This is a genomic window from Lentilactobacillus dabitei, from assembly GCF_019061365.1.
GTDB lineage: Bacteria > Bacillota > Bacilli > Lactobacillales > Lactobacillaceae > Lentilactobacillus > Lentilactobacillus dabitei.
In genome coordinates, this window is the sequence record NZ_JAHPPD010000034.1 from 14,894 (window position 1) to 28,011 (window position 13,118).

The 13,118-nt window shown below is 43.3% G+C and carries 13 protein-coding genes; 4 read left to right on the top strand and 9 right to left on the bottom strand.

The window, feature by feature from the left end:
• Position 1 precedes the first annotated feature (1 nt).
• From KTE19_RS06760 to cobD, 9 genes are read right to left on the bottom strand one after another with little or no spacing between them, the layout of a single operon-like run.
• Complete coding sequence (locus tag KTE19_RS06760) at positions 2–1,069, bottom strand: cobalt-precorrin 5A hydrolase (protein WP_217341909.1); 1,068 nt, start codon at positions 1,067–1,069, stop codon at positions 2–4.
• Positions 1,047–1,829, bottom strand: a complete 783-nt coding sequence (locus tag KTE19_RS06765; RefSeq protein WP_217163669.1) for a cobalt-precorrin-4 methyltransferase — start codon at positions 1,827–1,829, stop codon at positions 1,047–1,049. Before KTE19_RS06765 ends, KTE19_RS06760 begins: the two co-directional genes overlap by 23 nt.
• A gap of 5 nt (positions 1,830–1,834) precedes the next feature.
• Positions 1,835–2,392: a decarboxylating cobalt-precorrin-6B (C(15))-methyltransferase gene (locus tag KTE19_RS06770; RefSeq protein WP_217163668.1), complete on the bottom strand. Its 558-nt coding sequence runs from the start codon at positions 2,390–2,392 to the stop codon at positions 1,835–1,837.
• Entirely contained in the window at positions 2,382–2,984 is a 603-nt protein-coding gene (locus KTE19_RS06775) for a cobalt-precorrin-7 (C(5))-methyltransferase (protein ID WP_217163666.1), read from the bottom strand. The genes KTE19_RS06770 and KTE19_RS06775 overlap by 11 nt, the downstream gene beginning before the upstream one ends.
• Positions 2,981–4,108, bottom strand: a complete 1,128-nt coding sequence (gene cbiD, locus KTE19_RS06780) for a cobalt-precorrin-5B (C(1))-methyltransferase CbiD (RefSeq protein ID WP_217341910.1) — start codon at positions 4,106–4,108, stop codon at positions 2,981–2,983. The genes KTE19_RS06775 and cbiD overlap by 4 nt, the downstream gene beginning before the upstream one ends.
• 13 nt (positions 4,109–4,121) lie before the next feature.
• Positions 4,122–4,775 carry a cobalt-precorrin-8 methylmutase gene (locus KTE19_RS06785; RefSeq protein WP_217163662.1) on the bottom strand — a complete coding sequence of 218 codons (654 nt, stop codon included), beginning with the start codon at positions 4,773–4,775 and terminating at the stop codon, positions 4,122–4,124.
• A 17-nt stretch (positions 4,776–4,792) separates the two neighbouring features.
• Complete coding sequence (gene cbiB / locus KTE19_RS06790; protein WP_217163660.1) at positions 4,793–5,779, bottom strand: adenosylcobinamide-phosphate synthase CbiB; 987 nt, start codon at positions 5,777–5,779, stop codon at positions 4,793–4,795.
• Positions 5,766–7,136 (bottom strand): cobyrinic acid a,c-diamide synthase CobB, encoded by a 1,371-nt coding sequence (locus tag KTE19_RS06795; RefSeq protein ID WP_217163658.1) that lies wholly within the window; start codon positions 7,134–7,136, stop codon positions 5,766–5,768. Before KTE19_RS06795 ends, cbiB begins: the two co-directional genes overlap by 14 nt.
• Before the next feature lie 16 nt (positions 7,137–7,152).
• Positions 7,153–8,238, bottom strand: coding sequence for a threonine-phosphate decarboxylase CobD (gene cobD / locus KTE19_RS06800; protein ID WP_217163656.1), 1,086 nt, complete (start codon positions 8,236–8,238; stop codon positions 7,153–7,155).
• A 456-nt stretch (positions 8,239–8,694) separates the two neighbouring features.
• On the opposite strand from cobD, the gene KTE19_RS06805 reads away from it, so the two are divergent.
• The 4 genes from KTE19_RS06805 to KTE19_RS06820 all read left to right on the top strand — a co-directional run bounded on the left by KTE19_RS06805 (position 8,695) and on the right by KTE19_RS06820 (position 13,064).
• Entirely contained in the window at positions 8,695–9,270 is a 576-nt protein-coding gene (locus KTE19_RS06805; RefSeq protein WP_217163705.1) for a cob(I)yrinic acid a,c-diamide adenosyltransferase, read from the top strand.
• Positions 9,271–9,765: 495 nt separating this feature from the next.
• Positions 9,766–11,274 (top strand): phosphoenolpyruvate carboxylase, encoded by a 1,509-nt coding sequence (gene ppcA, locus KTE19_RS06810; protein WP_217163653.1) that lies wholly within the window; start codon positions 9,766–9,768, stop codon positions 11,272–11,274.
• 244 nt (positions 11,275–11,518) lie between these two features.
• Positions 11,519–11,926, top strand: coding sequence for a hypothetical protein (locus tag KTE19_RS06815; protein ID WP_217341911.1), 408 nt, complete (start codon positions 11,519–11,521; stop codon positions 11,924–11,926).
• A gap of 34 nt (positions 11,927–11,960) precedes the next feature.
• The gene (locus KTE19_RS06820; protein ID WP_217341912.1) at positions 11,961–13,064 is read left to right on the top strand and encodes a TMEM175 family protein; all 1,104 of its coding nucleotides are present in this window, start codon (positions 11,961–11,963) and stop codon (positions 13,062–13,064) included.
• Positions 13,065–13,118: the final 54 nt, after the last annotated feature.

Consider the following 13,118-nt stretch of genomic DNA (forward strand, 5'->3'; position numbering starts at 1 on the left):
TTTAATCATCCTTTTTGAGTATAAGTTTACTAACCGCCATGGTGACTTGGTCAGCTGAAAATCTTTCGTTGATTGTCCGATTACCGGACCCAAATTCTGCGGCCGAATTGGCAACGTTACCAACCCCGACCGTCTTCTTAACAAAGGGAGACTGGTCGTAGTGGCTGGCAGTGCTTTGCAGCTGCTCGGCAGAATAAAATTCAGTTGGCACCCCAAGACAGTCTGCCAAATAGTGAATGGCATTTTCGTGTGCCTTTTTTTGAATTGAGACCACTTTATAAATCGATCGCCAAACGAGATGCTGTTGCGTACAAAACTCGGTAAAGGCATCCTGCATCATTTTGTAAGTCACGTCTTTGCGACTGCCAACACCCAACACATTGACTTGAGGAATAATCTGAAGTGAATTCTGCCGTTTTTCGATATTATCCTTGTCGGAAATGATAATCAGCGGAATTTCTAGATGCTGCTGATCAATTTCATCAACGACTTCCAATCCGTTAAACTGCTTCACAATTCCGCGGAAGTCTGGATCAACGTAAAGCAATAACGGACTTCCTTCAACCAAGCGAGAGTTGAACAATTTGGTGTTGTATTTAAATTCCGGGTACCAGCCGTTATATCGTTGGGCTAAGGTGTCAATTGCTTGAACATGCTCAGTGTCCGTGGCAGTGGTGATCACCGGCTCAGAATCAAGTAACTTGGCAATTTGTCTGGTTAAAGCGTTGGCATGCCCGACATGGCCTGACAACAGACTAATCACGTGGTTGGCTTGTTCATCCATGACAATCACCGCTGGGTCCACGGTTTTGTCCTGCATGAGCGGGCCGACTTTCCGAACGACAATCCCCGTAGCCATAATGCAAACCAGGCAATCGAAGGTTCGAAAAGCCTCTGCAAACGCTGAAGTAAACTGGCCCTTGGCGAATGTATCTTCCCTATTTGCCCCATACTTTTCTGGAACCAACACCTGACTTTCAGGAAGTAATGTCTGAACACTTTCAGCCGTTTTGGTCCCCGGTCCAGTCAGTGCCATGATACAGATACTAGTCTTTCTTTGCTGTGGCATTTTTAATTCCTTTGCGATAAGTGTGGGTAAACGTTGGATCATACAATCTGGAATAAGTGTATTTGTCACCCAAAAATTCCCCAACCATTATCAACGCCGTCCGAGAAATTCCAGCCTTACCAACCTTATCGGCAATGTCTGCTAAGGTCCCTTTGACCATCTTTTCATCGGGCCAGGTTGCCTTATAAATAACGGCCGCTGGGGTTTCATCCGTGTAGCCGCCGGCAATCAGTTGGCGAACCACTCGACGAATACTCTGAACGGATAAGAAAATCACCATTGAGGTATGATGCTTGGCAAGCGATGTCAATGACTCATCTTCGGGCACTTTGGTCCGGCCAGAAATTCGAGTGATAATCACACTTTGAGCAATTTCTGGCACCGTGTATTCAACCCCCATTTGGGCTGCAGCACCAAGGAAGGAACTGACTCCTGGAATACACTCGTAATCAATATCTCGTTTCTTTAACTCTTCAACTTGTTCTCTAATCGAGCCATAAATTGAAAAGTCACCGGTCTGCAACCGCACAACTGATTCGTTTTTGTCGACGGAATCAGCCATTCTAGAAATAATGTCATCCAACGTCATCGAAGCGCTATCAAATTTCTGCGCACCAGGCTTGCAATAATCCAGTAATTTTGGGTTAACCAGAGAACCCGCATAAATAACAACGTCCGCCTCTGCTAAACGGCGATAACCCTTTAATGTAATCAAATCTGGGTCTCCAGGACCTGCACCAACAAAACTGATCAAACTCATCTTTATCATCCTTTCGTGGAACTTAATACGATACTTGGGTTATGATGCTTGAAATAATGCCCCTTACCAAGCGCATGCCACTTTGAAACATCCACTTGGGTCATTTCCAAATCACTGACGTCTTCATCTGCCAACGCTTGATAAGCTTCCAAAGCATTTTCAATCAAAATGAAGTTCAGGACCAATGCCCCACCCGGTTTCAAATGAGCCAGGCAGTCAGTAATGATCTCTTTTAAATTAGAACCACTGCCGCCAATGAATATTGCATCGAAATCTTCATCGGGAATTCCTTCAGGAGCGTTGGCCGTTACCAAACTGATATTATCCGTGTGAAATTTCTCGATATTCTTGCTCATAATATCAATGGCATCCGGGTTCTTTTCAATCGATGTCACTTGTAAATCAGGAAATTCCACCGCCGCTTGAATACTGACACTACCGGTCCCAGCCCCGACGTCCAACAAGGTTGTTTTGCCATTGAGCTGCAGCTTATCAATACTAACGGCCCGCACCTCGGCTTTAGTCATTGGCACCTTTGTTCTTAAAAATTCTTCATCTTTCATTGGTAATAATCACCACGTTCATTTTGTATTTGCGATTCTCAATAGAATCTTCGGTAAATCGGGAGATCCGTTCTTCGGGGTAACTCAGCATTTCCCCAACGTAGATAGTTCGATGCTGATGACGTTGTTTCACTTCCCTGGCAATTTCAACCGGCCCAATTTCCTCATCAGTTACCATGCCGATCGTTTTGTGAAGCAATAGAAAGTCAAAATCAGGTACCCGACCATGGCTGCTAGTCAGGTAACAATCGTTCATTGACAGACCAACCTGATGAAACAGATACTGGATCGAACTAATTCCTGGGATAATTTTCACCATTTTGGGATCAAAGTTTGCCAGTACCCAGTTGCCAATTCCGTACAACAACGGATCACCAGAAGCTAGTACAACGATTGGCTTTTCAAAATTCTCACAGATAATTTTCTTGAGAACAGCTAAACGGGTAAAAATGACTTTCTTTGCCGGGGCCACTGAGAAAATGTTGAGCTGGCGTTCAGAACCAATCACAATTTCTGCTTTGTCCACCATCTCTTGAGTTCCAGAAAGCATCAACGACTTCTTGCCAGGACCAATGCCAACCACTGTGATCATTTCCATCGCGCTCCAATCTCAGCTGCCGGAATTGTTGATGCGAGAACTCCCGAAGTGTTGGAATAAATCACGGCATCAATATCAACCTTGGGCTCTCGATGCGCAATGTATTTCTGCGATCGATCCTTAATCTTATCAACAATGACTTGCAAGACCCGTTGATAGCCGTCTTCTTCAACAATTTTGAGCATCGAGATTGTTGTCAGGCACTTATAAACTCTTTGCAGCATTTCTGTCGGCGCACCCAAGAGAGCCAAGTTAGCCACCATAATTTCGGCACGGGCATCGGCATCCTTACTATGAGTGGAGAAAATGCCACCGGAAACTTTAATTAGTTTCCCTAGGTCGCCCACAATCAAGACCCGTTTAAAGCCAATTCGCTGGGCTTCTTTCAACACGTAACCAACAAAGTTGCTCATTTGCACGATCCTTTCGGCTGGCAATCCCAACTTTTCTTTTGCAAATGCTTCACCCGCATCCCCTGGCGTCAGGATAATATCCTCATCACCACGTTTCTTATGGATATTCATCTCGATCGAAATGGATGCTTTCCAGCTATCTTCGGACATTGGCGTCACAATTCCGCTGGTGCCAAGAATTGAAATGCCGCCAACAATTCCCAACTTTGGGTTATAGGTTAATTTAGCAACTCGTTCGCCCTCTGGCGCTGAAATAATGACGTCAGCTCCCCGATCTGGGCCAAGCACTTTGCGGACACTCTGTTTGATCATTTTCCGCGGTGTCGGATTAATTGCCGGCATTCCTGGTTTGTTGGGGAGCCCTTCTTGGGTCACGCGACCAATTCCTTTGCCGCCGTCAAGGTTGATTTGGTTATCATCCCGCAAATTGACGGTCGAATAAATCAGCATTCCGTCTGTTGCGTCTTGGTCATCGCCACCGTCCTTCTTAATCGCAACGGCGGCTTTTTGCTTGTCAAAATCGCATTTTTCAATCGTAAACGTGACATTTTGACCATTGGCTGCCTGAACACTCACCGCCGCTTGTTCCTTTTGATCCAATAATGCGGTCAGTGCGGCAACGGATGCTGCCGTCGCTGTTGTGCCAGTCGTGAAGCCCTTTCGCAGCTTACGGCCGTTGTAAAAAACAAAATCATCGACTGCCATAGATCCACTCACCTCACTTAATTAAGTCAAGATTGTAAATAATTGCATTGGTCAGGGCCGCGGCAAGATTACTGCCGCCCTTTCGACCAATTGCCGCAATTGCCGGCACGTCGCTGTTGACCAATTCGTCTTTACTTTCCTTGGCCTCAACAAACCCAACTGGAACACCGATAACCGCGGCGACTTCCAATCTGTTTTCTCGAATCATCTCGAGAATCTTATACAAAGCAGTTGGCGCGTTGCCAACCACAAATACTTTTTCTGTTGGCAACTTGGCTGCAACCTCAATAGCTGCCATCGATCGGGTGATCCCTTTTTCATTGGCAACTTCCCTCACTTCCGGATCGCGGATAAAGCAATGGTATTGAACACCCAACGCGTCTAATTTTCGCTTATTGATCCCTGACAAAGCCATCGTTGTATCGGTGATGATGGTCCCATGATTCATGATCGCATGCTTGATATTTTTGATGGCATCATGCGTGAATCGCAGGCTGTGCATGTAGTCAAAATCTGCAGTTGTATGAATTGCCCGTTTGATAATCTGTTCTTCAATTGGGGAATTAAAGGTATAATTTGGATCAATTTTATCGATTTCGTCTTGAATCATCGCAAAACTTTTCTCTGTAATTTTATTGGGAATTGTGATGTATTTTTCCTCTGCCATATTTGATAACTCCTTTGTTATGCATACAAAATGATGGAAAGTGACGCCATTGCGAGTAAACCGATAATGGCAGCCGCATATAACATATGGATCGTTTCTTCAATCTTGCCAACGGTTGCTTCTTCTGGATCTTGAACCAGAGTCCCAATGTATGGTTTCGTGACTAATTCGCCAAAATAGTAGTGTGGTCCACCCAATTTTAATTTCAATGCACCGGCAACCACTGACTCTGAAAAGCCACTGTTGGGACTACGATGATTTTTACGGTCATGAATTCCGACCGAATAGGCAAGCTTGCTGTCGTAGCCTAATAGTGCGCAGGCGGCCAATAGGAATAGCCAAGTTAGCCGAGCCGGGATAAACCCAACCACATCATCAATTCTCGCGGATACCATGCCAATATCGCCATACTTCTCATTTTTGTACCCAATCATTGAATCCAACGTATTGACGGCTTTATAAGCAATCCCCAGAGCCGGACCACCCAACAACAGGTAGAACAACGGGGCAATCACACCATCACTTGTATTTTCAGCGATGGTTTCAATGGTTGCCTTGCACACCTGATCTGCGGATAGGTTCTGGGTATCACGCCCAACGATCATTCCCACCTGATAACGAGCTTGCTTAAGGTTGCCATTCTGCAAACTCTTCATGATCTTATGGCTTTCAACGGCTAGTCCTTTCATCGATAAGCAGGTGTAACATAAGTAGGCGCCAATTATGAATTGAATGATCGTCACTGCATTTGGTGGGATGAACGTCATCAATGAAACTGCCCAGAAAATGAATAAAACTGCCGCAAACGAGAAACCGACAACAATCAGCCAAATGACCAGCCCAAAGAATTTTCTCAACGTGTGAGAAAATGTCGGTCGATTGAGAAATTTCGTTAATAACGCAATCAATTTACCCATTAATTTAACGGGATGTGGCCATGTTGGCGGGTCGCCTAAAATCGAATCAAGGACAAAGCCGCAAAGTGCCATACTAACTATTTGCATTTTCCATTGCCCCTAAATTGACTAATAACTGGTTAAAAATCATTGGATCTTGATAGAAATGAATGTGAAGATAACTGGCAAAAGTGTTGTGAACTTGATACCCGCCTGTCCACTGAGAAACAATCTCGCCATCAATCACTTTCTTCATTCGAAGAACCGGTTTGAGTTGATTACCAGGAGCAAACGTTGAATGATGAAATTCATGGCCACGGACTTTGATGCCTTTTTTGGCGAGAATCGTGTCCTGAGTCGGTTCTGCAAAGCAATAACCGAACCGCCGTAGTCGAGAAGTCATTTCACTGACTCCGTCGAACACGCCGACCATTTCATATGAATGATCGTGATCAACCAATCGCTTACCGAGGTACATTAAGCCGCCACACTCCGCATATACCGGGCCACCCGCTTCGGAAAATTGTTTAATGGCTACTTTCATCTGTGTGTTGGCAGCTAATTCTGCAGCAAATTCCTCTGGATACCCACCGCCAAGATACAGCGCGTCAACTTCAGGCAATTGGTGATCTTGTAACGGGCTGAAAAATTTCAATTCAACGCCAATCTGATTCAATAGACTCAAATTGTCTTCGTAGTAAAAACTAAACGCATCATCGTAAGCTACGCCAAGTCTTAGGTGAGCTGGATGAAAACCAATTGGAACAACAATCGGTTCATGATCTTCCTTCATTAACCCAACCAGCCGGGTTAAATCAACGTGGTCGGCAATTAATTCGCCCAGCTTAGCAATCTTCTTATCAACCTGCGGTAATTCATTATCCGGAACTAATCCCAGTTGGCGAGAAGGCAAGCTAATTTCATCGCAGTGCGGCAAATATCCCAGCACAGGAACGTTGTCATATTTTTCAACCGCCTCTTTGATGAGCTGATAATGATGATCGGATTTCAAATTATTAATGATGACGCCAGCAATGTTAACTTTTTCATCAAACACCTGAAAGCCTTTCACGATCGCTGCAACCGAGGTCGATGCAGCGTGACCGTCAACGACTAAAATAACTGGCAATCCAAGCATTTTAGCAATGCTGGCCGTTGAATGGCTGTCCTTATCAATCCCCAAACCGTCATATAACCCCATCACGCCTTCAACCAAGCCAATATCAATCTTTTCCGTGTCCCGATTAAATAGGTAATTCAGCATCTTAGCATCCGGCACCAAAAAATTATCAATATTTCTTGAATCCCGGCCGACGATTCTGGAATGAAACTTCGTATCGACGTAATCTGGGCCAACCTTGTATGGCTGGATCTGATACTGTTTACTCAACACAGCCAGCAATCCAAGCACAACACTGGTTTTACCAGATCCGCTCGTCACACCGGCGATCAACATCTTTTTCACATTGTTTCACTTCCTTTTAACTTAGGGCATTTACAACAACTGATTTGAGCGCCATGAGTAATTGAGCGTTTTCGTGGTGGGAACGAACCGCTACTCGATAATAATCATCGCCAAGACCGTAGTAATCTGCACACGAACGGATCATGATACGCTGATGCCACAATTTTTCTCGAAGTTCAGGCACTGCACTCTTAATGAGATAGTAGTTAGCAAACGAATCGAAAACCTGAATGTTTGGGAGGGCTTTGAGACCAGCTAGTAAAAACGGCTTTTCGGCCTTAAGCCATTCGTATGTCTGCTCAATGTACTGAACATCCTGATACATATGTTGCCCGAATTGATCGGCTAACGTATTGACTGACCATGGTTCTGCTTGTCGATTCCAAGCATCCTGTAACGCCTTATTCTTAGTAACCGCAAACCCTAATCTCAACCCTGGAATTGCAAAAAACTTTGTCGCCGACCGTAAGATGATGACCGGGGATTGCTCGGTTAAATGACTCACGAAGCTCCATTTATCATGATCTACAAAATCCATGAATGCCTCGTCAATAATCAACCATTTGTGATTCTGGGAACAATAATCAACAATCTTTTGCATTTCCAGCGGCTTAATAATCGTCCCTGTCGGATTGTTGGGATTGCAAAGGCAGATTAAATCAATCTCCGGCTGTCCTTTTAAGTAATTGATCAGACCGCTAGAATTCAGCTCAAATTGATCAGCAGGCTTCAGATAATAATGCGCGACGGCCATCCCCGACCGGGCAAATGATCGTTCATACTCCCCAAACGTCGGTGCTAAGACCAGTGCTTTCCTTGCTTGAACAGCATTTGCAGTATCAAAAATCATTTGAACAGCGCCGTTGCCTACCATGACATCCTGACTTGAAACGTTAAAGTGATTGGCAATGGCGCTTTTCAAGTCTGGATACTCAGGATTGGGGTAATAAATAACCTGGTCAAGTGACTGTTTGAGAACTTCTAACAAATATTTGGACAACCCCAGCGGATTAATGTTGGCACTGAAATCAATCATTTCGTCGGCTGATAGTCCTAGTTTGTCAGCAATTTTTTCTCTGTTACCACCGTGAATAACTTTCATAGTTCGACTCCAATTTCTTCTTTGCTTTGAGACAGAAAGTCCTAAATCGTGCAGATTTGTGAAATCCTTTTCACATGTTTCCAATTCAAAACATACACTACCAAGCCCGTATCGCACAAGGCGTTTCAGCTAACCATCCTGCTTTGTGGAATAATTCCCCTGATTCATCTAAAATGTGTTAAATATGACAGCCAAACCTCAGTGACTCGAAACCAAGATGCGCAAAATATTGATAATCAAATTCCCAGCGAAGCCAGTTTTAAAGGATTTAAAGAAACCGGTTACATTTTACAAGTCAATTAATTGTCAATTTTCTGACTCTGGGGCACCCAAAATCGTCTTTTTTATCCTATTCTGTAAAAAACATGACTTTTTTATTCAATCAAACTTTCTGCCAACCAGTTAACCACATTTTTAAGGTATGATAGCGATAACTTATAAAAGGACTGATTAATGATGAAAATTTACACCAGAGCTGGCGACAAGGGTAAGACACAGATTATTGGCCATCAGGTTGTCCAAAAGGATGATGCCCGGGTGGAAGCTTATGGGACCACGGACGAACTCAATTCATGGGTTGGCTATATTGTCTCGACTTTGACCCCCCAGACATCATCATTGGCAAACGAATTGGAAGAAATTCAACAACTCTTGTTCGATGTTGGCAACGATCTGGCCAATCCCGCCTCAGAATCACACCGAGAATACAAATTTGATCCGGAAACTGCCGCAGAGGCAACTAAATGGCTTGAAGAAAAAATTGACGCTTACACCAATACCGTTCCAAAAGTTAAAAAATTCATCCTTCCGGGAGGCTCAAAAGTTGCAGCGGCACTCCAAGTCGCCAGAACCGTCACCCGAAGATCAGAGCGGCGAATTGTCACACTCAAAAATCAAACGACTATTAATAATGAAGTAATGGGATTCATCAATCGACTGTCAGATTATTTCTTTGCTGTTGCTCGCTATGCCAACTATTTAGAAAAGCAGGACGAAGTAACTTATCGGAACAGCAAGGAAATATTCCGCTAATAAATCGTGCCAGCAAGTGCGTGGTTGGCACATTACTTTCATAACCAAGAATGGGGAATCGGAATTTTGATCAAACACTGTTTTTCGTTTTCCAACCTATCCTTCAAAAAGACCATCTAGTTTCAGAAAAAGATTCATTTTCTGGACTAAGTGGCCTCTTTTTTTGTACTATAAAGTTGTGATAAACGCTATTTTGAGTTGATGTTGATTAATTTTTAGTTTTCATTTTCAAATTTTCAATAAATTATTTGGGCGTCAATTCCCTCATTAACTGGGCTGTAATCCCTTTTTAAGCTCACATGAGCATGTTTGGCGACTGGTAATATTGAGCCATTAGCGGTAACATCTAATTAATATTTAATTAGACGAACTTTTTGCTCATAAATTATCCGTTTATGTATAAATTCAGTTATTTCTAATTTTATTTTCATGTTTGACCTTTTTTACTGTATAATCATTCTAAATACATATCTATATATTAGGAGGCAATTCTTTATGGACAGAAAAATTCCAAATATTATGGGAACCCAACATCCAGATAATGCGGGCGTTCCATTCTTCAAGGATCATCAAAACCCATTTGTTTCAGCGTTTCGTGAAATTGACGAAGCTTATCAAAACTTCTCGGTACTAGATGCAGATGAGTACATGTGGGATTGGGAAGGAAAGCACGCTGATGCATCGGTGATTGATCGTTTGTACTCAGAACATTATGAGTACTTCAAGAAGCACCCACTTGGCAAGGATAAATTTCTCACTTTCCGTTTTCCAAATATTTGGGAAGAAAAAGGCTACAGCTTGATGCAAGCTATGACCACAATTCTTTCAGCCGAAGACTTCGCACTGGACTTAGGCTTTAAAGAACGACCTTTGTTTGAAGCAATCTTACCAATGACCCAATCTGCCGATCAATTGATTGATATGGAAGACAAGTTTGCCAGTCTCTCCCATTACAAGACCAAGGAATTCAACACTGGCCATAAAGATTCTGATACCCTACAAATGATTCCGTTGTTTGAAGGATTCGAATCACAATTACACGCCCCAGAAATTTTGAAGAAATATCTGGAAATGTATCATCAACACTTTGGCCGCGACCTCAAGTATATGCGGGTCTTCTTGGCCGGTTCTGATTCTGCTCTTTCAAACGGCTTCTTGAACAGTATCATCGGTAACAAGTTGGCCTTGACTCGATTAGCTGAATTTGAAGAAGAAACTAAATTACCAATTTATCCAATCGCCGGAATGGGAAGCACCATCTTCCGTGGCGGATTGTCACCAATGATGATCGACCGTTACTTGGAAGAATTCCCTGGCTTAAAGACAGCTACCATTCAATCCGCATTCCGTTACGATTATCCACTGGATGTTGTTGAGCCAGCCATCATGAAATTACGTGATGGCTTGCAACAAAGCAAGTTCCAGATTATCGACAAAGATGATCAGAGGATTCTTTTGGATATTGCCAAGAAAGCTGCCGGAGAATATCACGAAACTTTGGATCCATTGATCAACGACTTACAGCCAATCTTTGATTCCTTCCCAAAGCGGCGTGACCGTCACCAACACGTTGGGATCATCGGTTACTCAAGAGATGTCGATGGTTACAAGATGCCGCGAGCAATCACCTTTACCGGTGCGCTTTATTCCGTCGGTGTTCCACCAGAATTTCTCGGAACCGGCCGCATCTTGAACAAGTTGGATGATAATGAATTAGATACCCTGATGAAATATTATCCAAACATCAAGCATGACTATGCCCATGTTGCTAAATACTTCAGCAAGGATGCTTTGGAAGCCTTACAAGCTAAGAACCCTGCATGGCATGCAGTTGACGAAGATATTGAGGCAGTTGAGAAGCTCTTCGATATCAAAGCTGGCCCTCAAGACGAAGACCAACAAAAGCATGCCGATCTGGCTGCAGACTTGGTTAAAATTTCTGATAAAGAAACGAAGACAACCCTCATCAGCCGGCAAGCTGTTTTGCGTAAGTTCTTAGGCTAATCATTTCAGGATTTTTAAACATAAACGACCTGTTAGAATTTTTAATAGGTCGTTTTTCTATTAAAAAGATTGGCAAATATTTACCACCAACCGAGCTTGCTCAGATATTTGAGAGCTTCTCAGTCCAGATCTCTGATGATCTGAATGCATTATATTTTTCGTTTACACCGCATTCGCATTTTAGACGTCCTCATCAAAAAGTTATATAATGAACATAGATCAAAAAGAAATGGAGATTTAAGTGATGCAAAACCGAAATTTATTGTTATTAGCAACTGCTGCCATTACCCTCACTGGCTTTACCGCGATCAATACCCCAACCACAGCCGATGCGGCAACCATGACTGGAAACCTTACCTATCATAAGGCTAAGGTGGTTGCCAAAATTGGCAGTCATTATCAACAGTTCAAGCTGACCAATCACGTTATCAATAGCGATTATCAGCACATTAAAACAACTTCGTGGAAAAAGAGTGGCTTAAAAAAAGGTACCAAAGTTGTCATTGATATGTATGCTAACCAAGGGTTGCAATTTAATTGGTACCGAATTTCAAAATATGCTGCCAAGAAAAGCTCTCACACCAAACCTAAAATCCAAAAATATTGGGTTTATGGTCAAGCATTAGTGTTGCCAAAGAGCTTCACTTACTAGCCAACCAATAAACGCCAATCGGGAAGCCTTTAAAATGAAAAAACTCAAAGTTCGGCTAGACGCCTTTAGTGATGCCGTCATCGCGATTATTTTAACAATTATGGTATTGGATCTGACACCCGTATTACGGGATAACCTCAATGATTACCTTTTGTTGAGCAAAGAAATCGGTGTCTACATCATTAGCTTCGCGTTTGTCGCCAACATGTGGTACCAGCACGCCACGCTGTTTAATGAAATTGACGACATGAGCTACCGGATTATGCTGGCTGATTTTTTGTTTCTGATTCCATTATCGCTTACCCCCCTGGCAACCAATATGATGGCTGAGAACACCACCAATATCACAGTGATGGCTTATGGCCTGCTCGTCGGAATTACCGGGACTTGTTTCAGATTGCTTGCAAGATCAATCATTCACTTTCAATATACCGATACTTCAAAAATGCGGCAGGTTTACCGAAAAATTTTTGGCCAACATAATCTGATCTATGTCTTATTGAATTGCGTTTTGATTATTCTTGCCTATTTCTTTCCCCAAGTTGTTTTGTGGTTCTACTTACCCTACCCATTAATTTACATGTTGTTGAGTAGTCGTGACCGCCAGCAAATGTACGATGTCGCCCAGTTGACGACCAATCAACGGCAACAATACTTGCGCTTGCCCCGAGATCGGATGAAACAATTCAGTCGATTGGTGGCGGCTCAGAAGCCCCAAACTAGTGCTTCTCCTGCCGGAACCCAACCTAATAATGAGCAACCGCTAACTCAAGATGTCCAACCAATTAGTTGGCGCGATTGGTTGGATCAGCCAATTGGTTCTGGAAGTGGCGTTCAAGCAGCGAACTCCCAATCACCCAATGTGGAGGTTATTAAAGAATTTCGGCGGGCTCAGTGGGATGACTTCCAGCGACAAACTAAAACTCAACGGGCTGCTCGAGATCAAGCTGCCAAAGAATTGGAACATCAACAAGCTGCTCAAAAGGCCGCTGCTAAACAAGCCACCAGAGAACACGAACGCGAGCAGGAAGCCAAAAAGGAAGCTGCTGAACTGGCAGCAAAACAACGTGAACGGGACCAAGAAGCTGAGGAAGATGCTGCTAAACTAGCCGCTAAGAAGCTGTCTAAAATCTCTTAAGTAATAGTGCTAAAAACGCTAAAACGACCATTTGCAGACTGGTGGTTAATTGAC